Annotated in this window: 19 protein-coding genes; 15 read left to right on the top strand and 4 right to left on the bottom strand. The window is 70.6% G+C overall.

What is annotated here, in order from left to right; all coding sequences use genetic code 11:
* The first annotated feature begins 35 nt into the window (after positions 1 to 35).
* The 5 genes from ispG (at position 36) to CFREN_RS05855 (ending at position 6,615) form a co-directional block, all read left to right on the top strand.
* A complete protein-coding gene (gene ispG, locus CFREN_RS05835; RefSeq protein ID WP_141742969.1) occupies positions 36 to 1,196 on the top strand; it encodes a flavodoxin-dependent (E)-4-hydroxy-3-methylbut-2-enyl-diphosphate synthase in 1,161 nt (386 codons plus the stop codon).
* Positions 1,197 to 1,301: 105 nt separating this feature from the next.
* On the top strand, positions 1,302 to 3,152 hold the full coding sequence (locus tag CFREN_RS05840) for a penicillin-binding transpeptidase domain-containing protein (RefSeq protein WP_209653197.1): 1,851 nt from the start codon (positions 1,302 to 1,304) through the stop codon (positions 3,150 to 3,152).
* 31 nt (positions 3,153 to 3,183) lie between these two features.
* Positions 3,184 to 4,092, top strand: coding sequence for a type I methionyl aminopeptidase (map, locus tag CFREN_RS05845; RefSeq protein WP_070520380.1), 909 nt, complete (start codon positions 3,184 to 3,186; stop codon positions 4,090 to 4,092).
* 4 nt (positions 4,093 to 4,096) lie between these two features.
* Positions 4,097 to 5,581 (top strand): cobyric acid synthase, encoded by a 1,485-nt coding sequence (locus tag CFREN_RS05850; protein ID WP_209653195.1) that lies wholly within the window; start codon positions 4,097 to 4,099, stop codon positions 5,579 to 5,581.
* A 179-nt stretch (positions 5,582 to 5,760) separates the two neighbouring features.
* Positions 5,761 to 6,615, top strand: coding sequence for an esterase/lipase family protein (locus CFREN_RS05855; protein WP_209653193.1), 855 nt, complete (start codon positions 5,761 to 5,763; stop codon positions 6,613 to 6,615).
* On the opposite strand, the gene mtr is transcribed toward CFREN_RS05855, so the two are convergent.
* Together mtr and CFREN_RS05865 are read right to left on the bottom strand one after the other, a co-directional pair.
* Positions 6,612 to 8,018, bottom strand: a complete 1,407-nt coding sequence (gene mtr, locus CFREN_RS05860) for a mycothione reductase (RefSeq protein WP_209653191.1) — start codon at positions 8,016 to 8,018, stop codon at positions 6,612 to 6,614. The two genes, CFREN_RS05855 and mtr, sit on opposite strands and share 4 nt — an antisense overlap.
* Before the next feature lie 37 nt (positions 8,019 to 8,055).
* The gene (locus CFREN_RS05865; protein ID WP_246580187.1) at positions 8,056 to 9,075 is read right to left on the bottom strand and encodes an alpha/beta hydrolase; all 1,020 of its coding nucleotides are present in this window, start codon (positions 9,073 to 9,075) and stop codon (positions 8,056 to 8,058) included.
* A gap of 117 nt (positions 9,076 to 9,192) precedes the next feature.
* Between CFREN_RS05865 and mqo the strand changes: the two genes are divergently transcribed.
* The 7 genes from mqo to cobA all read left to right on the top strand — a co-directional run bounded on the left by mqo (position 9,193) and on the right by cobA (position 16,400).
* Positions 9,193 to 10,701 carry a malate dehydrogenase (quinone) gene (gene mqo / locus CFREN_RS05870; RefSeq protein WP_244979534.1) on the top strand — a complete coding sequence of 503 codons (1,509 nt, stop codon included), beginning with the start codon at positions 9,193 to 9,195 and terminating at the stop codon, positions 10,699 to 10,701.
* 94 nt (positions 10,702 to 10,795) lie between these two features.
* Positions 10,796 to 11,869, top strand: coding sequence for a magnesium chelatase ATPase subunit I (locus CFREN_RS05875; protein ID WP_070520327.1), 1,074 nt, complete (start codon positions 10,796 to 10,798; stop codon positions 11,867 to 11,869).
* A gap of 49 nt (positions 11,870 to 11,918) precedes the next feature.
* Entirely contained in the window at positions 11,919 to 12,617 is a 699-nt protein-coding gene (locus CFREN_RS05880; protein WP_141742970.1) for a vWA domain-containing protein, read from the top strand.
* Positions 12,614 to 13,243, top strand: coding sequence for a hypothetical protein (locus CFREN_RS05885; protein ID WP_209653187.1), 630 nt, complete (start codon positions 12,614 to 12,616; stop codon positions 13,241 to 13,243). Before CFREN_RS05880 ends, CFREN_RS05885 begins: the two co-directional genes overlap by 4 nt.
* Positions 13,244 to 13,276: 33 nt before the next feature.
* Positions 13,277 to 13,897, top strand: coding sequence for a cob(I)yrinic acid a,c-diamide adenosyltransferase (gene cobO, locus CFREN_RS05890; RefSeq protein WP_070520389.1), 621 nt, complete (start codon positions 13,277 to 13,279; stop codon positions 13,895 to 13,897).
* Positions 13,891 to 15,276, top strand: a complete 1,386-nt coding sequence (locus tag CFREN_RS05895) for a cobyrinic acid a,c-diamide synthase CobB (protein ID WP_209653185.1) — start codon at positions 13,891 to 13,893, stop codon at positions 15,274 to 15,276. Before cobO ends, CFREN_RS05895 begins: the two co-directional genes overlap by 7 nt.
* A gap of 44 nt (positions 15,277 to 15,320) precedes the next feature.
* A complete protein-coding gene (cobA, locus tag CFREN_RS05900) occupies positions 15,321 to 16,400 on the top strand; it encodes a uroporphyrinogen-III C-methyltransferase (RefSeq protein WP_209653183.1) in 1,080 nt (359 codons plus the stop codon).
* Here cobA and CFREN_RS05905 read toward each other — a convergent pair.
* A complete protein-coding gene (locus tag CFREN_RS05905) occupies positions 16,397 to 17,128 on the bottom strand; it encodes a YaaA family protein (RefSeq protein WP_209653181.1) in 732 nt (243 codons plus the stop codon). The genes cobA and CFREN_RS05905 overlap by 4 nt on opposite strands.
* 101 nt (positions 17,129 to 17,229) lie before the next feature.
* On the opposite strand from CFREN_RS05905, the gene CFREN_RS05910 reads away from it, so the two are divergent.
* A complete protein-coding gene (locus CFREN_RS05910) occupies positions 17,230 to 18,981 on the top strand; it encodes a proline--tRNA ligase (RefSeq protein ID WP_209653180.1) in 1,752 nt (583 codons plus the stop codon).
* On the opposite strand, the gene CFREN_RS05915 is transcribed toward CFREN_RS05910, so the two are convergent.
* The gene (locus CFREN_RS05915; RefSeq protein ID WP_209653177.1) at positions 18,974 to 19,921 is read right to left on the bottom strand and encodes a DUF4439 domain-containing protein; all 948 of its coding nucleotides are present in this window, start codon (positions 19,919 to 19,921) and stop codon (positions 18,974 to 18,976) included. The two genes, CFREN_RS05910 and CFREN_RS05915, sit on opposite strands and share 8 nt — an antisense overlap.
* A 42-nt stretch (positions 19,922 to 19,963) precedes the next feature.
* On the opposite strand from CFREN_RS05915, the gene rimP reads away from it, so the two are divergent.
* Together rimP and nusA are read left to right on the top strand one after the other, a co-directional pair.
* A complete protein-coding gene (gene rimP, locus CFREN_RS05920; protein ID WP_070520346.1) occupies positions 19,964 to 20,539 on the top strand; it encodes a ribosome maturation factor RimP in 576 nt (191 codons plus the stop codon).
* Positions 20,536 to 21,522: a transcription termination factor NusA gene (gene nusA / locus CFREN_RS05925; RefSeq protein WP_070520349.1), complete on the top strand. Its 987-nt coding sequence runs from the start codon at positions 20,536 to 20,538 to the stop codon at positions 21,520 to 21,522. Before rimP ends, nusA begins: the two co-directional genes overlap by 4 nt.
* Positions 21,523 to 21,595: the final 73 nt, after the last annotated feature.

Here is a 21,595-nt window from a genome sequence, read left to right on the forward strand (position 1 = left end):
TCCACGTACCGTCCAGGAATGAGGAAGCACTTCCCGTGAACGTCTCGCTCGGAATCCCCGAAACCCCCGCCGTCCTCGCGCCGCGTCGCAAGACCCGCCAGCTGATGGTCGGCGGCGTCGGGGTCGGGTCGGACCACCCGATCTCGGTGCAGTCGATGACCAACACGAAGACGCACGACATCAACGCCACGCTGCAGCAGATCGCGCAACTGACCGCGTCGGGCTGCGACATCGTCCGCGTCGCGTGCCCGAAGACGATCGACGCGGAGGCGCTGCCGATCATCGCGAAGAAGTCGCCGATCCCGGTCATCGCGGACATCCACTTCCAGCCGAAGTACATCTTCGCCGCCATCGACGCGGGATGTGCGGCGGTGCGCGTGAACCCGGGCAACATCAAGGAGTTCGACGGACGCGTCAAGGAGGTCGCCAAGGCCGCCGGTGACGCGGGCATTCCCATCCGCATCGGCGTCAACGCCGGTTCGCTGGACAAGCGGATCATGGAGAAGTACGGCAAGGCCACCCCGGAGGCGCTGGTGGAGTCGGCGCTGTGGGAGGCGAGCCTGTTCGAGGAGCACGGCTTCGGCGACATCAAGATCTCCGTCAAGCACAACGACCCGGTGGTGATGGTGGAGGCCTACCGTCAGCTGGCCGCGCAGTGCGATTACCCGCTGCACCTCGGCGTGACGGAGGCCGGCCCGGCGTTCCAGGGCACCGTGAAGTCCGCCGTGGCGTTCGGAGCGCTGCTGGCGGAGGGCATCGGCGACACCATCCGCGTGTCGCTGTCGGCTCCGCCGGAGGAGGAGATCAAGGTCGGCGACCAGATCCTCCAGTCGCTGAATCTGCGTCCGCGCAAGCTGGACATCGTGTCGTGCCCGTCGTGCGGTCGCGCGCAGGTCGACGTGTACGAGTTGGCCGACAGGGTCACCGCAGGCCTGGAGGGCCTGGAGGTGCCGTTGCGCGTGGCCGTGATGGGCTGCGTAGTCAATGGTCCGGGCGAGGCCCGCGACGCCGACCTGGGCGTGGCGTCGGGCAACGGCAAGGGGCAGATCTTCGTCAAGGGCGAGGTCATCAAGACCGTGCCGGAGGATCAGATCGTGGAGACCCTGATCGAGGAGGCCATGCGCATCGCCGCCGAGATGGGCGAGGATGCGGGCACCGTCACCGGTGCGCCGGAGGTCAAGATCACCGGCGCCTAGCGTCGCGCGTCCGGGGCAAGGTTTCGGGCTTGACGACGGCCGATCTTGGGGCTTTTCGGCGTGCCGTACGGGGGCGCCGGGGTGCCCGGTGATAGCGTCCGCGGCATGAGCCCCAGTTCCCCGCGCCGGCGCATCGCCGCGCTGTTCACGGCCGTCGCGATGGCCGCCACGACGGTGGCGTGCACCCCGCGCCCGGACACCGGGGAAGACGTCCTGGAGGACTTCTTCGAGGCGTTGTCGGCCGGTGACGTCGTCGGTGCCGCGGAGCTGACCGACCACGAGTCGACGGCCCGGGCGGATCTCGACGCGGCGTGGAACGGTCTGTCCGCCGAGTCGCTGGAGACGGAGATCGGGGACGTGCGCGGCGACGGGGGACGAACCACCGCGCAGGTGACCATGAATTGGGATCTGGCGGGCGACCGCGAGTGGTCGTACGACACGACGTTCCACCTGACCCGGTCGGACAGCCGGTGGGCGGTGCGGTGGAGCCCGTCGGCGCTGCATCCGCGGCTGGGCAACAATCAGCATCCGGAGTTGCGGCGCGTCCCGGCGCCGCGGGCGTCGGTGGTCGGCTCCGATGGTGCGCCGCTGCTGGAACCGGGGACGGTGCACCGGGTGGTGCTCGACCGGTCGGCGGTGTCGGACGTGCAGGGGGCGGTCAACCGCATCGCCACGGTCGTCAACAACGGCATGCCCGCCGATGACGAGGGGCGTCGGGCGGCGAGCGTGGACGCCCGCGCCGTGGGCAAGCAGGCCGTCGGGGGAGAAGGGCCGTATTCCGTCGTGGTGCTGCCGGCGGATTCGCCGGTCGAGATGCGCGACGAACTCGCGTCGCTGCCGGGTGTGACGGTCAACGACGAGGCGGCGATGGTGCGGCCGGATCCGGGGTTCGCACCGGATCTGATGAGCCGCGTGGAGCGGATCGTCTCCGACGACGTCACCGGCGACGACGGGTGGAGCATCGTGGCGGCCAACCCGGACGGGGGCGTGCTGGCGTCGCTGCATTCGGTGGATCCGGAGGTGCGTCCGGCCATCCGCGCGTCGGTGAGCAAGACGGTGCAGGACGCCGCGCAGCGGGCGGTGGATCTGCGGCCGGATGCCGAGGTCATGCTCGTGGCGGTGCGTCCGTCGTCGGGCGAGGTGCTGGCCGTGGCGCAGACGGGCAAGGCCGACGAAAAGGGTGACCTGGCGCTGATGGGGCAGTTCCCGCCGGGGTCGACGTTCAAGATCGTCACCGCGGCCGCCGGGATGGACCATCTCGACTTGGACCCGGGGTCGACGGTGCCGTGCCCGGGCACGATGACGTTGGGGCCGCGCGTGGTGACCAACTACAACGGCTCCGGCGTGGGCGACACCTCGCTCGACGACGCCTTCGCGCGGTCGTGCAACACCACCTTCGCCGACATCTCGTACCGCCTGGAGCCCGGTCGGCTGCAGTCGGAGGCCGAGCGCTTCGGCATCGGCGTGGACTACCGCATCGCGGGCCTGGACACGATCACCGGTTCGGTGTCCGACGGCACCGACGAGGCCGAGCGCATCGACGCCGGCTACGGCCAGGGCTTCGACTTGGCCAGCCCCTTCGGCATGGCGATGGTCTCGGCGACGGTGGCGGCGGGCCGCGTGCCCACCCCGACCCTGGTGCCCCAGGCCGGAACATGGGCGTCGACGCAGCCGGAGCCGCTGAACCCGGAGACCGTCCAGAAGCTGCGCAGCGTCATGCGTTCGGTGGTCACGTCGGGCACGGCCACGGCGATCGCCGGTCGCGGCGAGGTGTACGGAAAGACCGGCGAGGCCGAGGTCACGGGCGGTTCGCACGCGTGGTTCACCGGCTGGCGCGATGACATCGCCTTCGCCACGCTCATCGTCCACGGCGGCGGCTCGGAGCATGCGGTGGCGGTGACCGACGCATTCCTGGCCAACCTCGACGAGCAGGCGGACGCCGCGCCCGTCGACTGATCGATCCGGCGGCGGGGGTATCGTGTTCGCCATGACCGATCGCGCACCGTTGACCATGCAGGAGCCCACCCCGTCACGCACCGTGCCCGCCCACATCGAGCGGCCGGAGTACGCGTGGAAGGACGAGGTCGCCGAGGGAGTCGGCGAGCCGCTGGTCCAATCACCGGAGGACATCGAGGCCATGCGGGAGGTGTCCCGCATCGCCGCCAACGCGTTGGTGGAGGCGGGGAAGGCCTGCGTGCCGGGGGCGACGACGGACGACGTCGACCGGGTGGTCCACGAGTACCTGATGGACCACGACACGTACCCGTCGCCGTTGGGCTATCGGGGCTTCACCAAGAGCTGCTGCGTGTCGCTCAACGAGATCGTGTGCCACGGCATTCCGGGCCCGCAGGTCATCGAGGACGGCGACATCGTCAACGTCGACGTGACGGGCTACAAGAATGGCGTGCACGGCGACACCAACGCCACGTTCTTCGCCGGCAACGTGTCCGAGGAGCACCGTCTGCTGGTGGAGCGCACCTACAACGCGACGATGCGCGGCATCAAGGCCATCAAGCCGGGCCGCGAGATCAACGTCATCGGCCGCGTCATCGAGGCGTACGCGCGGCGTTTCGGCTACAACACGGTCCGCGATTTCACCGGCCACGGCGTCGGCACGACGTTCCACAACGGCCTGGTGGTGCTGCATTACGACGAGCCGTCGCAGACCACCGTGCTCGAGCCGGGCATGACGCTGACGGTGGAGCCGATGATCAACCTCGGCGGGTTGGACTACGAGATCTGGGATGACGGTTGGACCGTCCAGAACACCGACCGCAAGTGGACCGCCCAGTTCGAGCACACGGTGCTGGTGACCGATTCGGGCGTGGAGATCCTCACCCTGCCGGACGAGGTCGTCGAGGGGCAGTTCCTCACCGGCTGGAAGCCGGGCGCCTGATCCGATGACCGGGTCGTCGCCCCGGGGCACCGCGTTTCTCGTCGCCGGCTGCACGTCCGATGCGGGCAAGTCGGTGCTGGTCGCCGGCCTGTGTCGGCTGCTGGTGCGCCGGGGCGTGTCGGTGGCGCCGTTCAAGGCGCAGAACATGTCCAACAACTGCGCGGTGACGCCCGACGGCGGGGAAATCGGCCGCGCCCAGGCGCTGCAGGCGTTGGCGTGCGGTCTGGAACCCAGCGTCGACTTCAACCCCGTGCTGCTCAAACCGGGCTCCGACCAGACGAGCCAGGTCGTGGTGCGCGGCCGGGCGGAGGGCACCGTGTCGGCGCTGACCTACCGGGAGCGTCGCAAAGCACTGCGGTCCGTCACCGTCGACTGCCTGGCCGATCTGCGCGCGCGGTACGACGTCGTGGTGTGCGAGGGAGCGGGATCGCCCGCGGAAGTCAACCTGCGGGAATCGGACATCGCCAACATGGGCTTGGCGGAAGCCGCCGACCTGCCGGTGCTCGTCGTCGGCGACATCGACCGCGGTGGGGTGCTGGCGCATTTCGTGGGCACGCACGCGATCCTCGGGGAGTCCGACCGCCGCCGGATCACGGGCTTCGTGGTGAACAAATTCCGCGGGGCGGTGGAACTGCTCACGCCGGGACTCGACGTCGTCACGCAGCGCACGGGCGTGCCGGTGCTCGGCGTCGTCCCGTTCATTTCCGGCCTGTGGATCGACGCGGAGGATTCGCTGGGCACCGTCGCCGCGACGTCCATCGGACCGGCCACGCGGCCACTGGGGGAAGAGACGCTCACCGTCGCCGCCATCCGACTGCCGCGGGTGTCCAACGCCACCGACGTCGAGGCCCTGGCCGCCGAGCCGGGCGTGCGCGTCGAGTGGACCGTCGACCCGAGCACCGTCGCCCGCGCCGACCTGGTGGTGCTGCCCGGCACGAAGGCCACGGTGCACGACCTCGGCTGGTTGCGGGACCGGGGGCTCGACGACGCCCTGATCCGGCGGGCCGCCCGCGGAGCGCCGACGCTGGGCATCTGCGGGGGATTCCAGATGATGTGCGCGTCCATCGTCGACGAGGTGGAGGCCGGTGACGGGGCCGCCCCGGTGCGCGTCGACGGTCTGGGCATCTTCGACGCCGACATCGGCTTCGCCGAACCGAAGGTCCTCGCCCGCCACGACGACGGCTCCTACGAGGTGCACAACGGCCGCGTGACCAGAAGCGGCGAAGAGCCGTGGCCCCATGGCGAAGGGGCCGTGCGGGGAGCCGTCGCGGGCACCCACCGCCACGGTCTGCTGGAAAACGACGACCTGCGGCGGCAATACCTGCGATCCGTCGCCGAGGCCGCCGGGCTGGAACGGTTCGTCGTCGCCCCCGGCACCGACTTCCGCGCCGAGCGGCTGCGGCAGCTCGACCTCATCGCCGACGCGATCGAGGAACACCTCGCCGGGCCCGCGCTGGCCGCGGCGACAGGCGTGCGGGAACTGGGGTGATCTCGGGAAAGCGGGGCGCTGGTGCCCGGCGGCGGTTATGTTCGTGGGGCAATGGCAAAAGGCGCGCCGGCGACGGCGCCTGACCAGGGGAGCGGTAGTTGATGCGGGTGCGGCTGTCGAGGTGGATGCGCAGCGGGTGGGCCAAGGGGGCGGCCATCGCCGTGGGAGCAACGATGGCGATGAGTGCGAGCACGGCATCTGCTGTGCCCGTTGCCGCGACTCCGGCCGACACCGCGGGGGAACCGTTCCCCGCGCTGGACTGGGCCAACGACCCCGAATGCGTGCCCGACCCGGCGCACCCGGAGCCGGTGCTGCTCATCCACGGCACGTGGAGCAAGGCCGAGGACATGGAGACGATCGGCGTCCCGTTGGCTGAGCAGGGCTACTGCGTGTTCTCGCTCGAGTACGGGTGGCACCGCGAATCGCTGAGCGGAATCATCCCCGGCGTCAACGGCGTCGGCGACATCCGGGACAACGCCGCCGCCGTAGACCGGGCAATTCGCTACGTCGCGGGGGAGACCGCCACCGGCCGGGCCGCCGGGAAAGTCGATGTGATCGGGCATTCGCAGGCCGCCGCGCTCATGCACGTGGCGATGAGCGACCACGGCGCCGCGGAATTCGTCGATGACGCGATCTACCTGGCCGGCACGCACCGCGGCACGGCGATGAGCGGCGTCGACCAGCTGAACCTCCACTCCAGCCCCGAGGCCGTGGCCATCGGCGACGCACTGCTCGGACCGGCGGCGATGCAGCAGCTGAACGGATCCGACTTCGTGATGCATCTGGAGACGCTTCCGGACACGCAGCCCGGCGTCGACTACACCGTGATGGTGTCCAGCGACGACACCACCGCCACCACCGCACCCGACGCGTTCCTGGAGGCGGGCCCCGGCGCGACCGTCACCAACGTGCTGATCCAGGACGTCTGCTCCGACATCCCCTCGCCGTTCAGCCACGACGACGTGCGCGATCATCCCATCGCCCACGGCCTGATCATCGCCGCGCTGGAGGGCCGCCCCGTCGTCTGCGACTAGTCGAACTCGAGGCCGAGAATCGCGTTCTCGATGAGCTCGGGCAGCGCCGGGTGGATCCAATGCTGCTTCGCCACGACCTCGCGGACGTCCAGGTCGAATGCCATCATCTGGATGCACTGCTGCACCAGAGTGGCGGCCTGCTCGCCGATGAAGTGGGCGCCGAGCAGACGGCCGGTGCGCTTGTCGGCGATGAGCTTGGCGAAGCCGTCGCGATCCTCCAGCGCCCAGCCGTAGGCCACGTCGCCGTAGTTCTGCACCTTCACGGTGATCTCGGTGCCGTTGTCCCGCGCCCACTGCAGCGCCTCGTCCTCGGTCATGCCGACCTGGCCGATCTGGGGGTGCGAGAAAATCGCCGACGGAATGTGCCGGTGGTCGAAGGACCGCAGGTCGCCGGGGTTGAGGACGTTGTGGAAGACCACCTTCGCCTCATGGTTGGCGATGTGCTTCAGCTGATGCGGGCTGGACACGTCGCCCAGGGCCCACACGCCCTCGGCGGAGGTGCGGCCATGCTCGTCGACGGCGATGCGGCCGTCGGCGGTCATGTCCACCCCGCCGGCGGCGAGCTCCATCAGATCGCCGTTGGGGGTCCGCCCGGTGGCGACGAGGAATTCGCCGCCTCGGACCTCGGTGCCGTCGGAAAGCTTCGCGACGACGACGCCGTCCTCCTCGCGCAGCGATTCGATGGTCGTGTTGAGGCGCACGTCCCAATCCCGGGAGGCGACCTCGGTGAACCGGGCCGACACGTCGGCGTCGGACTGGCGGTTGAGGGCGCCGGAACGGACGATGACGTGGACCTTGACGCCCAGCGACGAGAAGACGTGCGCGAACTCGGTGGCGATGAACCCGCCGCCGAGGATGATCATCTCCTCCGGCAGCCGGTCGATGCGCATGATGTCGGCGTTCGTGCGGTACCGCACGCCGGATTCGGTGACGAAGCCCGGGATCGTCGTGCGCGAGCCGGCGGCGATGATGATCTGGTCGGCGGTGATCTCCATCTCCTCGTCGCCCTGGCCGGTGCGGATGCGGCGGGGCCCGACGAAGACGGCGTGGCGGTCGTAGACGTCGATGTTCGGCGTCTCCGGGCCGCGGCGGTACGCCTCGCCGCCGTCGGCGATGGCGTCGATGCGGTCGGCGAACACCCGCTCCTTGATGGAATCCCAGTCGATCGAATCGACGTGGGCGTGAACCCCCAGTCGGGCCGCCTCGGACACGGTGCGGGCGGCGTCGGCGGCGAGCACGTACATCTTCGTGGGGATGCACCCGACGTTGAGGCACGTGCCGCCGAAACGGCCCTCCTCGACCAGCGCGATGCGCACGTCATCGAAAGCGGGGGACGGGATCGAGTTGCCCGATCCGGTGCCGATGATGATCAGGTCGTAATGCCGGGCGTTGTCGCTGGTCAAAGCATCTCCTCGGTGGTTGGGGTCGTGTGCGCGGGGGTCAGCGGCCGTTGACGGAATCCAGGAACAGGATCGTCTCCCTCATCGCCTGGGCGCGCGCATGGTCCTTGGACAAATAGACGTCGTGGCGGGCGCCGGGGATGGTCCGGTGGCGCGCCCCGCTTCCCAGACAACGCGTGCGGCGGGCGATCTGTTCCACGTCGAGCACCGCGTCGGCGGTGTCCAGCGACGGCGACCACTTCTGGTTCACGGCCGAACGGTCCGAGTGCAGCACCAGGCAGGGCACTCCGACCTCGATGCCGCGGTGCAGGCGACGCTGGGCGACGAGCACGGCGTTGAGCCACGACCAGGACTTCACGTGGCCGGCGATGGGCTTGAAGGTCGTGTCGAAGTCCCACTCGCCCTTGGCGCTGCGGTGGATCGATTGGCCGTAGCCGCCCAGGCCCTTGTCGGGGGTCAGGCGGTCGGGCGCGCGGCGCGCCATGACGGTGGCCGCGAGCTTGACGACGGCGCGCTGCATGGGCGGGAACTGCAGATCCAGCCAGGGGCTGTTGAGCACCGCCCCGGCCACCCGCGCGTGGACGTCGGGGCGACGCTCACGCAACCCGTCGAGCCACAACGCGGCGATGAGACCGCCCGTCGAGTGGGCCAGCGGGACGACGGTGGGATGGCCGACACCGAGGATCAGGTCCGCGGCTGCGTCCAGGTCGGCGTCGTAAAGCCCCAAATCGGTGATGTGATGCCACCGCTGCCCCTCGCGCCGCGACCGACCGCACTTGCGCAGATCCACCGCGTAAAAGGCGTAGCCGGCCTCATGGAGCTCCCGGGCCACGTGATCCTGGAAGAAGTAGTCGCTCATCCCGTGGATCCACAGCACCGCCGGGCGCGAAGTGAAGTCGGCCCCGTCGGCGCCGGGGGGCGCGTACTTGATCACGGTGGCGACGACTTCGCCCTCACCATCCGGGTCCGGGCCCAGGTCGGCGACGGTTTCGGGGAAGTCGGCGCCCAACGAACCGGGCTTCCATTCGGGGGTGGGGGACGTCATGTCATTGAAGGTCACGGCCCACAGCCTAGCGGCACATTATGGGGGTGCACCCGGGGTTGTGCCACAATGGACGGGAACAGTGTGTCAGTCCGGGGGACGTGCGTGCGCCGCCCGATTACCTAGTCATGAAGGATGTTGACCGCAGTGTCTGAAAACAATCTTCCCGCCACCGTCGGTGATGAAGTCGACGTTGTCCTGATCGGTGCGGGCGTCATGAGCGCCACCCTCGGCGTCCTGCTCACGGAGCTCGAACCCGGCTGGTCCCAGCTCATCTTCGAGCGCCTTGACCAGCCCGCCGAGGAATCGTCCTCCCCGTGGAACAACGCCGGCACCGGCCACGCGGCGCTGTGCGAGCTCAACTACACGCCCGAGTCCAACGGCGTGGTCAACGTCGACAAGGCGCTGAAGATCAACGAGCAGTTCCAGGTCTCCCGCCAGCTGTGGACCAACCTGGTCGAAGACGGCGTCATCACCGACCCGAGCGCGTTCATCAACGCCGTCGACCACACCACCTTCGCCCAGGGCCCCGAGCAGATCGCGTTCATGCGCCGCCGCTTCGAGGCCCTCGACAAGCAGCCCCTGTTCCACGACCAGGAGCTCATCGAGGACCAGGACCGCTTCGCCGAGTACCTGCCGCTGATGGCCGAGGGCCGCGACTTCTCCACCCCGGTGTCCGCCATCCGCAACCCCAACGGCACCGACGTCAACTTCGGCGCGCTGACCAAGCAGTACCTGGCGGCCCTGTCCGACCGCGGCACCGAGATCCGCTACGGCCACGAGGTCAAGAACATCACCCGCGAGGGCGCCAAGTGGGTCGTCACGGTGAAGAACATGCACACCGGCGACACCCGCACCGTCCGCGCGAACTTCGTGTTCGTCGGCGCCGGCGGCAACGCCCTGCCGCTGCTGCAGAAGTCCGGTATCCCCGAGATCAAGGGCTACGGCGGCTTCCCCGTCGGCGGCCAGTGGCTGCGCTGCACCAACGAAGAGGTCATCGCCCAGCACAACGCGAAGGTCTACGGCAAGGCGTCCGTCGGCACCCCGCCGATGTCCGTGCCGCACCTGGACACCCGCATCATCGACGGCAAGAAGGGCCTGCTGTTCGGCCCCTACGCCGGCTGGACCCCGAAGTTCCTGAAGCAGGGCAAGATCACCGACCTGCCGATGTCGCTGCGCCCGCACAACCTGGCCACCATGCTCGGCGTCGGCGTCCACGAGATGGGCCTGACCAAGTACCTCATCACCGAGGTGCTCAAGAACCACGCCGCCCGCGTCGAGTCGCTGCGCGAGTACGTGCCCAACGCCCGCGACGAGGACTGGGAGATCGTCCACGCCGGTCAGCGCGTGCAGGTGATCAAGCCGGCCAAGGCCCCGACCTTCGGCACCCTGGAGTTCGGCACCGCCGTCATCAACTCCGCCGACGGTTCCATCGCCGGCCTGATGGGCGCGTCCCCGGGCGCCTCCATCGCCCCGGCCGTGATGATCGAGCTGCTGGAGCGTTGCTTCGGCGACAAGATGAGCGCCTGGACCCCGAAGCTCAAGGAGCTCGTGCCCTCCTACGGCACCTCGCTGGCCGAGGACACCGCCCTGTACAAGAAGGTGTGGGACGCCTCGCAGAAGGCCCTGAAGCTGGAGCGCTGACCCCGGTTTCGCACTGTCGCGCACGGCGGCGGTTCCCGCGGATTCGCGGGGGCCGCCGCCGTCGATTTTTTCGGTACAGGGTATAAGTGGGCTCATGTCTGCCTTTCCGGGTTTTCCGTTTTCCGCGATCGTCGGCCAGGAGCGCCTTCGGCTGGCGCTGCTGTTGACGGCGGTGTCGCCGGGCATCGGCGGGGTGGTGGTGCGCGGCGAGAAGGGCACGGCGAAGACCACGGCCGTGCGCGCGCTGGGGCCGCTGCTGCCGAAGGGCACGGTGGTGGACCTCCCGCTGGGCGCCACGGAGGACCGCGTGGTCGGGTCGATCGACGTGGAGTCGGTGTTGACCACCGGCCACGCGGAGTTCCGTCCGGGGCTGCTGTCGAAGGCCGATGGGGGAGTGCTCTACGTCGACGAGGTCAATCTGCTCGCCGATCACCTGGTCGACGTGCTTCTCGACGCCGCCGCGACTGGTCGCGTCACCGTCGAGCGTGACGGGGTGTCCCACGTGGAGGAGACGTCGTTCGTGCTGGTGGGCACGATGAACCCGGAGGAGGGGGAGCTGCGTCCGCAGCTGCTCGACCGGTTCGGCCTGGCCGTCGACGTCGTCGCCTCGCGGGACCCGGAGGTGCGGGTGGAGGTCATGCGCCGCCGCCTGGCCTACGAGTCCGACCCCCACGGCTTCGCCGCCCGATGGGCGCAGGCCGACGGCGAATTGCGGGATCGTCTCACCCGCGCCCGCGGGTTGGTCGGGCAGATTCCGCTCGATGACGTTCATTTGGCGCGCATCGCGTCGCTGTGCGCGGATTTCGACGTCGACGGCATGCGCGCCGATCTGGTCATCGCACGCACCGCCCGCGCCCACGCGGCCTGGCGCGGTGCCGAGGAGATCGATTCGGAGGACATTCGCGTCGCCGCCGAGCTGGCTTTGCCGCATCGTCGCCGCCGCGACCCCTTCGACGAGCCCGGCGTCGACCAGGGCGATCTCGACGACGCGCTCGACCGGGCGGAGGAGCGGTACCCCGACGAACGGGACCACGCCGAGGAGCCGCCGCAGCCGTCACACGACGACGAGTCGCAGGAGCAGCAGGAGGGCCCCGCGCCGACGGGAGGTACTGCCCGATTGGGCGACCCCTTTCGCGGCCAGGACGCTGGTTCTCGACGGCATCGGTGAGGGCGGCGACGGTCGCCGCGGCCGGGCCACGGGACCCCGGGGCCGGGACATCCGCGCCGTGCGGGGCGGCCGGGGCGTGCACGTGCCGGGCACGGTCTTGGCGGCGGCGGAGCGTGGCGCGCGCGTCGACGGGGCGATGGTGCCGCTCATCGGCACCGACCTGCGGGGAGCCGAGCGCGAGGGGCGCGAGTCGAACCTCATCGTGTTCCTCGTCGACGCCTCCGGGTCCATGGCGGCCCGCGACCGGCTCGAGGCGGTCACGGGGGCGGTGCAGTCGTTGCTTCGCGACGCCTACCAGCGCCGCGACCGCGTGGCCGTGGTGACGTTCCGGGGCGACGACGCGACGGTGGAGCTGCCGCCGACCCGGTCGACGGTGGCCGCCAGCAGACGGCTCGAGGACGTGTCGACGGGCGGCCGCACGCCGTTGGCGTCGGGGCTGGAGACGGCCCGGAAGCTGATCGAGCGCGAACACCGGCGGGATCCGTCGCGGCGCGCGATGCTTGTCGTCCTGTCGGATGGGCGGGCGACGTCGGCCGGCGGGCGCGAGGCGGCGGGGCTGGCCGCCGATGCGTTCCGCCGCCGGGGAGTCGCCGGGTCCATCGTCGTGGATTGCGAATCCGGGCGCGTGCGGTTGGGGCTGGCCAAGGAATTGGCGACGAAGCTCGGCGCGCCGTGCGTGCGCATCGAGGACCTCGACGCCGACGCCGTCGCGGGCGTGGTGAAGGCGGCGGTAGTCTCGCGGTCATGAGCGACCCGCAACCGGACACCGTCGTCGTCAACGTCGTCGAGATCACCGTCTTCGCCGAGCGGTGGCGGGCGGACCTGCTGCTCGGGCGGCTCGGTCTGGCCATCGGGGCGCGCCTGGGCGGCGTCGACGCGGGTTTTTCCGTCACCGACGCCGAAGACGACGACTGGGACCTCGTCGACCAGTGGCGCCAGCTCAACGCCGGTGTGCGGCCGCCGGCGGACAAGGGGCTGCACACGGTCGTCGCCTGGTTCACGGGAGAGCCGAAGGGCGCCGGCGACGATGACGCGGACACCGCCGACGAGGACGAGACGCTGGCGATCATCCTCGACGCGCTCGACGGCCTGGCGCAGGCCGGGGTGGGGGAGTCCGAGCTGGACTACGACGGGGCGAACCCCGACCACGTGCCCTTCGGCGACGTGCGCCACGTCATCGAACTTCCCGCCGCGACGATGGCCAAGGGCGCCGACCTCGCCCCCGACGTCGCCGCGGCCGTGGGGCGGCTGCGCGGTCTGGTCGCCGCCGGTCGCGGGCCCGCGCCTGAGGTGACGAGCATCCAGATGCGGTCCCGGGCGGCTTTCGACGAAGCTCGTTCGGCGTGGTTGGCCGACGAGGGACGGGCCCGCTGACCTGCCGCGCCGACCCCGGCTACCATGTCGGCCATGGCACAGGGACAGGTTGATCCGAAGAACATTCCCGACGACGGGCTGACGACGCGGCAGCGCCGCCAGCTGCCCATCACCGCGGTCCACACCGGCCACGGCAAGGGCAAGTCGACCGCGGCGTTCGGCATGGCGTTGCGCGCGTGGAACCAGGGGCTCGACATCGGCGTGTTCCAGTTCGTGAAGTCGGCGAAGTGGAAGGTCGGCGAGGAGTCCGTGTTCAAGCGCCTCGGCGAGCTTCACGACGACACCGGCGAGGGCGGTGCGGTGCAGTGGCACAAGATGGGCGAGGGCTGGTCCTGGTCCCGCAAGAAGGGCACCGAGGAGGACCACGCCCGCGCCGCCGCCGAGGGGTGGGCGGAGATCAAGCGCCGCCTGGCCGCGGAGGAGCACGACTTCTACGTCCTCGACGAGTTCACGTACCCGATCAAGTGGGGGTGGGTCGACGTCGACGACGTCGCCGAGACGCTGGCCAATCGTCCGGGCCGCCAGCACGTCGTCATCACGGGCCGCGACGCCGACCCGAAGCTCATCGAGGTCGCGGATCTGGTCACGGAGATGACCAAGCACAAGCATCCGATGGACGTCGGCCGCAAGGGGCAGAAGGGCATCGAGTGGTAGATCGGCTCGCCCCGGGCGTCGTCATCGCGGCGCCGGCGTCGGGCACCGGCAAGACCACCATCGCCACCGGCCTCATCGCCGCGTTGGCCCGCCGGATGTCCGTGGCGCCGTTCAAGGTGGGCCCCGACTACATCGATCCCGGCTATCACGCCATCGCCGCGGGCCGGCCGGGCCGCAACCTCGACTCCGTCATGTGCGGCGCCGACGCGATCGGCCCGTTGTACGCCCACGGTGCGAGGGGACTGGACGTCGGCGTCGTCGAAGGCGTCATGGGGCTGTTCGACGGCCGCATCGGCGGCGATCCCCTCGACGCGAGCGCCTCGACGGCCGAGATCGCGCGGCTGCTGGGCATGCCGGTCATCCTCGTCGTCGATGCGCGGCACATGAGCCAATCCGCGGCGGCCCTGGTCCATGGCTTTGCGACGATGGACGACCGGGTCCACGTCGCCGGGGCGATCATCAACCGGGTGGGCTCCGACCGTCACGAAACCGTCGTCCGCGATGCCGTGGAGGCCGTCGGGGTTCCGGTGTTGGGGGCGATTCCGCGCGTCGACGGCATCGAGGTGCCCTCGCGTCATCTGGGCCTGGTCACGGCCGCGGAAGGCGGTGCAGAGGCCCGTGCGGCGGTGGCGATGATGGCCGACCTCGTCGAAAAGCACGTCGACCTCGACGCCGTCGTGTCCCTGGCCGACGTGCGGCCGGGGTCCGAACCGTGGGATCCGGCTGAGGCGATCGGCGGCGAAGCGGCGCACGGCGACGGCCCCCGCATCGCGCTGGCCGGAGGGCCCGCCTTCACCTTCGCGTACGCCGAACACTCCGAGCTGCTGGCCGCCGCGGGCGCCCGGGTCGAGGTGTTCGACCCGCTGGTCGACGATCTTCCCGACGCCGACGGGCTCGTCGTGCCGGGCGGTTTCCCGGAAGAACACGCCGCCGATCTCGCCGCGCGCGACGACCTGGCGGCGGCGGTGCGCGCGATGGTCGCCGACGGCGCCGCCGTCCACGCCGAGTGCGCCGGACTGTTGTGGCTGCTGGAATCGCTGGACGGCCACCCCATGTGCGGGGTCATTCCCGGCTCGGCGTCGATGGGCAGGCTCAGCCTCGGCTACCGCACCGCGACGATGCTGTCGGACTCGCCGCTCGGCGGCGTCGGCGGGCGGGTGACCGGTCACGAGTTCCACAAGACCCGCCTCGATCCGGGCACCGAACGGGCCGCCCACGACGCCGGATGGACCCGCGCGTGGGGCTGGCGCGGCTGGGGCGGAGAGACCGTCACCGAGGGTTTCGTCTCCCCGAACGGCCGCCTACACGCGTCTTACCTGCACGTTCACCCCGCAGGCGCGCCGTCGGTGTTGCGCAGTTTCGTCGACGCCTGCCGCTGAGGGCCGATGCGCGGGGCCCGGGCGCCGGGCGATAAGATCCCCTCATGACATTGATGTTGAAGGGCAGCCGCGTCCTCGTCGTCGGCGCGTCCACCACGGCCGAACGGGTCATCCCGGGACTGGTCGGCGGGGGCGCCGAGGTCATCGTGTGCGAGGGCGGCGAGATTTCGCCGGCCATCGAGGGGTGGGCGGAACGGGGCCGCATCCAGCTGTGGCGCACGCCGTTCACTCCCGCGATGCTGTGGGGCAAGCGGATGGTCGTCGTCACCGACCCGGATCTGCTGCGCGAGGTCATGGTGCAGTCCAACCTGCACGGCGTGCTCGTCGACGACGCCACCGACGGCGCGGCCCAGCACGCCCAGGCGTTCAAGGGCCGCCGGGCCTCCCGGGCCGGTCACCTCGCCGGCACCGTCGCCCTCGTCGGCGGCGGGCCGGGCGACCCGGGCCTCATCACGGTGGAGGGGCGTCGCCTGCTGCGCCTGGCCGACGTCGTGCTCGCCGACCACCTCGGCCCGCTGTCGCTGTTGGGGGAGTTGGACGTCGACGTCGAGATCATCGACGCCGCGAAGCTGCCCTACGGCCGTGCGATGGCGCAGGAGCGCATCAACGAACTGCTCATCGACCGCGCGCGGCAGGGCCTGTTCGTCGTGCGCCTCAAGGGCGGCGACCCGTACCTGTTCGGTCGCGGGTTCGAGGAACTGTCCGCCCTGCGCGAGGCCGGCATCCCCGTCACCGAGGTGCCCGGCATCAGCTCGGCGATTTCCGTGCCGGCCGCCGCGGGCATCCCAGTCACCCAGCGCGGCGTCAACCACGACTTCACCATCGTCTCCGGCCACGTGCCGCCGGGGCACCCGACGTCGCTGGTCAACTGGGAAGCGCTGGGGCAGCTCAAGGGCACGCTCGCGGTGATCATGGGCGTGAAGAACGGCCCGAAGATCGCCGAGGCGCTCATCGCCGCCGGCCGCGCCGCCGACACGCCCGCCGCGATCATCCAGGAGGGCACGACCGAAAACCAGCGCGTGCTGCACTGCGATCTGGGCACCCTCGGCGACACCCTCGTCGGGCGGGAGGTCAAGCCCCCGGCCGTCATCATCATCGGCGACGTGGTGGCCCTGGGCCGTTAGGCGGGCACCGTCACGACGATCCCGCCGTCGTCGGCCTTCGCATCCAGTCCGGCGTCGCGGGCCACGGCGACGGCGTCGTCGAGCGAGTCGACCGGCCCCGCCGCCTCCGCCAGGGCGCGGGCGAGCAGACCCTTGTGGTGCTTGTTGAAATGCGAGACGACCTTGCCCTCCGTTGTGAGCACCGTGGCCGTCACCGCACCGGGGACCTTGCCCAGGTTCATGTAGGCGCCCGACCGCAGGTCGACGATGAGCCCGTGGTCGCCGCCGGTCAGCGCCTCGGTGATGGCCGTGCCCCAGCGGGCGCGCATGGTGGGGGCGGCCCCGTCGGCACCGGGCAGCTTCGAGCCGCCGGACAGCCGGTACGCGGGGATCATGTCTTCGCCTCCCACGACGCCGAACAACGCCGAACCGACGGCCAGCCGGCTCCGGGCGGCGGAGGAGAGGGTTTCCGCGTCGAGTGCGTCGTAAAGCACGCCCGTGTACCGGTCCAAGGCGGGCATGGTCGGGGACGTGAACAACGCGGCATTGGCGTCGACTTCCCCGGCCAGCTTCGGCCCGAGCTTCAGCGCGGCCATGGCGGCGTCGCGGTCGGCGGACAGGGCGACGAGGTCGTCGGCGATGGTCCGGCGCACGTCGGTCAGCTCCGGCCACGACAGGCCCGGCAGATCCAGGGGTGCGCCCGAACCGCCGGTCGACTTCGACTCGGACGGCGGCAAAAGGATCAACATGGGCACCGACTTTAACCGTCCCGATTCCGTGCCCGACGACCGCCGACGCACGGGCCGCCCCATGCCCGCCGCCGTATGCCGCGGGCGGTAGAGTAGCCGCCATGATCACGCGTATGTCTCGGCTGTTCCTGCGCACGCTGCGGGACGACCCGGCCGATGCCGAAGTGCCCAGCCACAAGCTTCTCGTCCGCGCCGGCTACATCCGGCGCCACGCCCCCGGCATCTACTCCTGGCTGCCGCTCGGCCTGAAGGTGCTGCGCAACATCGAGACCGTCATCCGCGAGGAGATGGACGGCATCGGTGCCCAGGAGATCGCGTTCCCGGCGCTGCTGCCGCGCGAGGCGTACGAGGTGTCCAACCGGTGGACCGAGTACGGCGACGACCTGTTCCGCCTCAAGGACCGCAAGAAGGCCGACTACCTGCTCGGCCCGACGCACGAGGAGATGTTCGCCCAGGCCGTCAAGGACCTGTACAGCTCCTACAAGGATTTCCCGGTCACCCTGTACCAGGTGCAGACCAAGTACCGCGACGAGGCCCGCCCGCGCGCCGGCATCCTGCGCGGCCGCGAGTTCATCATGAAGGACTCCTACTCCTTCGACATGGACGACGAGGGCCTGGAGCAGTCGTACCAGCTGCACCGCGGCGCCTACCGGCGCATCTTCGACCGTCTGGGCCTGGAGTACGTCATTTGCTCGGCGACGTCCGGCGCGATGGGCGGTTCGGCGTCGGAGGAGTTCCTGGCGGTGTCGGAGTCCGGCGAGGACACGTTCGTGCGCTCCACCGCCTCCGATTACGCCGCCAACGTCGAAGCCGTGACCACCCCGGCGCCGCCGGCCGAGCCCATCGAGGGCAAGCCGGAGGCCGTCGTCCACGTCACCCCGGACGCCACCACCATCGACGCCCTGGTCGAGTGGGCGAACTCCGAGGAGGCGGGCCTGGGCCGCGAGGTCACCGCCGCCGACACCCTCAAGTGCGTCATGGTCGCCATCCGCCAGCCGGGCGGCGAGTGGGAGCTGGCCGGCATCGGCGTGCCCGGCGACCGCGAGGTGGACATGAAGCGCGTCGAGGCCGGCCTGGAGCCCGCCGAGGTGCGGCTGCTGGAGGACAAGGACTTCGCGGCGAACCCTTTCCTGGTCAAGGGCTACATCGGCCCGCGTGGTCTGGCGGCCAACGAGGTCCCGCTGTACGTCGACCCCCGCGTCGTGGAGGGCACCGCCTGGATCACCGGCGCCGACGAAGCCAACCGCCACGTCGTCGATCTGGTCTGCGGCCGCGATTTCCACCCGACGGGCACCATCGAGGCCGCCGAGGTCCGCGAGGGCGACGCCGCGCCGGATGGCGAGGGCACGCTGACGCTGCGGCGCGGCATCGAGATCGGCCATATTTTCCAGCTGGGCCGCAAGTACACCGATGCCTTCGAGGTCGACATCCTCGACGTCAACGGCAAGCGTTCCCGTCCGACGATGGGTTCCTACGGCATCGGCGTGTCGCGTCTGGTGGCGGTGCTGGCCGAGCAGCTTCACGACGACCGCGGCCTGCGCTGGCCGGCGTCGGTGGCGCCGTTCCAGGCGCACGTCGTCATCGCGAACAAGGATGCCGCGGCGGCGGAGGCGGCGGAGAAGCTGGCCGAGCAGCTCGACGCCGCCGGCGTGTCCGTGCTTTTCGACGACCGCCCCAAGGTCAGCCCGGGCGTGAAGTTCAAGGATTCCGAGCTGCTGGGCATGCCCGTCGTGGTCGTCGTCGGCCGCGGCTTCGCCGACCACAAGGTGGAGCTGCGCGACCGCATGGGCGGCGAGACCGCCGAGATCGACTACGACGACGCCGTGGACTCGGTGCTGGCCCTGATCAAGTAGCCGACAGGCCCGGCAGTGCGGCGGCTCCGTCGCCGCGGAAGACCGCACCACCGGCGTGGCACAGACCCGCCGCCTGCAGCGCAAACGCGCGGGCGGCGGGTTCTTTCGCCTCCATGAGCGCGCGCCGCCAGGCCTCGGCGCAGGAATCCTCGAGTGCCGCGGCGAACCCGGCGGCGTCCCGCTCCGGGGCGGGGGCGCCGTCGACGACGGAGTACCCGGGTTCGGCGACCGGCACGGCCACGTCGGCGTCCTCGAGCATCGAAATGACCCGATCGCGCAGCATGCGGTGGCGGTCGGCGCTGGTCGCCGTCGATTCGCGCAACTCCGGGGCGATGCGGGGAGCCGCCACGCCCATCCCGTAGACCAGCGCGTATTCGGCGATGAGGGCGTCGGCGAAGGCTGCGGCGTCGTCGCCGTCGATTCCCTCTTCGTCGGTGTGCTCGGGCACGAGGTCACGCCAGCCGACGTCCAGTCCCCGCAGCGACAGCACCACGCCGCCGTCGACGGCGGAGACCAACGCCGCCTCGTACGGATCGCGCAGCGCACGGCCGGACGACAGGGCGTCGTAAAGCAAAGACGAGCCGCGGGAATCGCGCAGAACCGACTCCGCATCGGCCGGGGCCGGAGCCGCCGGCAGGGGAGACGGGGCGGCGACGCACTCCTCCGGGGAAGTGCCGTCGTCGAGGACTCCGCACGCGCGGGTGACCTCCGCGGCCAACGCATCGGCCTGGGTGCGGCGCACATCCGCGGCAGCCGGTGCCGCGTCGCCGAGGACGTCGACGTCGCGCAGGGCCAGCGCCCACGCCGCCTCCACCACGGGATCCGCGGAAGGGCCGGAAATGGGGGAGCAGCCCGCGGCGGCCAGCGTCAACGCACCGCCGAGGCCCGCGGCACCCGCGAGGAACGCGCGGCGGGGCAGGGGAGCAGTCGGGTCAATCACGCGTCCATCGTGCCACGGTCGGCGGGGGCTAGACTGCACGGCATGGCCTTTCCCCCCGCAGAAGCAATCGCCGACGTCATCCGCCCCGCAGCCGCCGCCCGCGGCCTCGACATCGAGGACCTGAAGGTCACCGGCGCCGGACGCATGTCGCGGGTCACCGTGCTCGTCGACGGCGACGACGCCCCCGACCTCGACGCCATCGAAGCCGTCACCCGCGACATCTCCGCGGCCCTCGACGAAGCCGAGGCGGCCGGGGAGATCGACTTCGGCGAGAAGGAATACACCCTCGAAGTGAGCACGCCCGGAGTGTCGGCGCCGCTGACCGCCCCGCGGCACTGGCGCCGCAACCGCAACCGCCTGGTCCGCATCCGGCTCGACGACGGCGGCCAGCTGGTCGGCCGCATCGGCGCGTTCGACGAAGACGGCGACCGGGTGATCATCGTCACCTCCACCGGACCCAAGGGCCGCCCCAAGGCGACCGGCGCGATTCTCGAGTTGGCCATGGTCGCGCAGGCGGTGGTAGAAATTGAGTTCTCTAAGGCACCGGCGGTCGAGCTCGACCTGGCCGGACTGGATTTCGACGACGCCGTGACCCGGCTGGAGGAACTGGACAAGTGAAGATCGAACTCGCCGCCCTGCGCACGCTGGAAAAGGAACGCAACATCCCGTTCGGCGAAATGATGGGCCTGCTCGGCCGCGCGCTGCGGGAGGCCTACCGGGGCACCGACTCGCCGGCTGAGTACGCGCGAGTCGACATCGATTACGACACCGGCGAGGTCACGGTCTTTGCCCAGGAACGCGACGAAGAGGGCAACCTCGTCGCCGAATGGGACGACACCCCCGAGGACTTCGGGCGCATCGCCGCCTACCCCGTGCGGCAGACCATCCTCCAGCGGCTGCGCGACGCCGAAAGCGACAAGGTCTTCGGCGAGTACGCCGACCTGGAAAACCAGATCGTCTCCGGCGTGGTCCAGCGCGACGTCCGCGCCAACGACAAGGGCATCGTCATCGTCCACATCGGCTCCGAGGCCAACGGCCGCGACGGCATCCTCCTGCCGGCCGAGCAGCTGCCGGGCGAAACCCTCGAACACGGCGACCGCACCAAGTGCTACGTCGTCGGCGTCAACAAGACCCCGCGCGGCGTGGCCATCAACCTGTCGCGCACCCACCCCGAGCTCGTGCGCAAGCTGTTCGAACTCGAGGTGCCCGAGGTCGCCGACGAGGCCGTCGAGCTGGTCTCCATCGCCCGCGAAGCCGGCCACCGCTCCAAGGTCGCCGTCCGCGCCACCGTCAAGGGACTCAACGCCAAGGGCGCCTGCATCGGCCCGCGCGGCCAGCGCGTCAGCGCCATCATGAACGAACTCGGCGGCGAGAAGATCGACATCATCGACTACGACGAGGACCCCGCGAAGTTCGTCGGCAACGCCCTGGCCCCGGCCAAGGTCGTCTCCGTCGAGATCCTCGACGAGGAGGAGCGGCAGGCCCGGGTCGTCGTCCCCGACTACCAGCTCTCCCTCGCCATCGGCCGCGAAGGCCAAAACGCCCGCCTCGCCGCGCGACTGACGGGCTGGCGCATCGACATCCACTCCGACGCCGAATAAGCGCCCCGGCGGGCCGTCGTAAAGCGACCGTCCCGCCGCGCCGGAAAACCCCGGGGTTGGGATTCGGGGCCCG

Source organism: Corynebacterium freneyi (genome assembly GCF_030408835.1).
Lineage (GTDB): Bacteria > Actinomycetota > Actinomycetes > Mycobacteriales > Mycobacteriaceae > Corynebacterium > Corynebacterium freneyi.

Coding starts and splice junctions, on each gene's coding strand:
- CFREN_RS05840 (WP_209653197.1), top strand. CDS start 1,302: ATGAGCCCCAGTTCCCCGCGCCGGCGCATCGCCGCGCTGTTCACGGCC.
- map (WP_070520380.1), top strand. CDS start 3,184: ATGACCGATCGCGCACCGTTGACCATGCAGGAGCCCACCCCGTCACGC.
- CFREN_RS05850 (WP_209653195.1), top strand. CDS start 4,097: ATGACCGGGTCGTCGCCCCGGGGCACCGCGTTTCTCGTCGCCGGCTGC.
- CFREN_RS05855 (WP_209653193.1), top strand. CDS start 5,761: ATGAGTGCGAGCACGGCATCTGCTGTGCCCGTTGCCGCGACTCCGGCC.
- mqo (WP_244979534.1), top strand. CDS start 9,193: ATGTTGACCGCAGTGTCTGAAAACAATCTTCCCGCCACCGTCGGTGAT.
- CFREN_RS05875 (WP_070520327.1), top strand. CDS start 10,796: ATGTCTGCCTTTCCGGGTTTTCCGTTTTCCGCGATCGTCGGCCAGGAG.
- CFREN_RS05885 (WP_209653187.1), top strand. CDS start 12,614: ATGAGCGACCCGCAACCGGACACCGTCGTCGTCAACGTCGTCGAGATC.
- cobO (WP_070520389.1), top strand. CDS start 13,277: ATGGCACAGGGACAGGTTGATCCGAAGAACATTCCCGACGACGGGCTG.
- cobA (WP_209653183.1), top strand. CDS start 15,321: ATGACATTGATGTTGAAGGGCAGCCGCGTCCTCGTCGTCGGCGCGTCC.
- CFREN_RS05905 (WP_209653181.1), bottom strand. CDS start 17,128: ATGTTGATCCTTTTGCCGCCGTCCGAGTCGAAGTCGACCGGCGGTTCG.
- CFREN_RS05910 (WP_209653180.1), top strand. CDS start 17,230: ATGATCACGCGTATGTCTCGGCTGTTCCTGCGCACGCTGCGGGACGAC.
- rimP (WP_070520346.1), top strand. CDS start 19,964: ATGGCCTTTCCCCCCGCAGAAGCAATCGCCGACGTCATCCGCCCCGCA.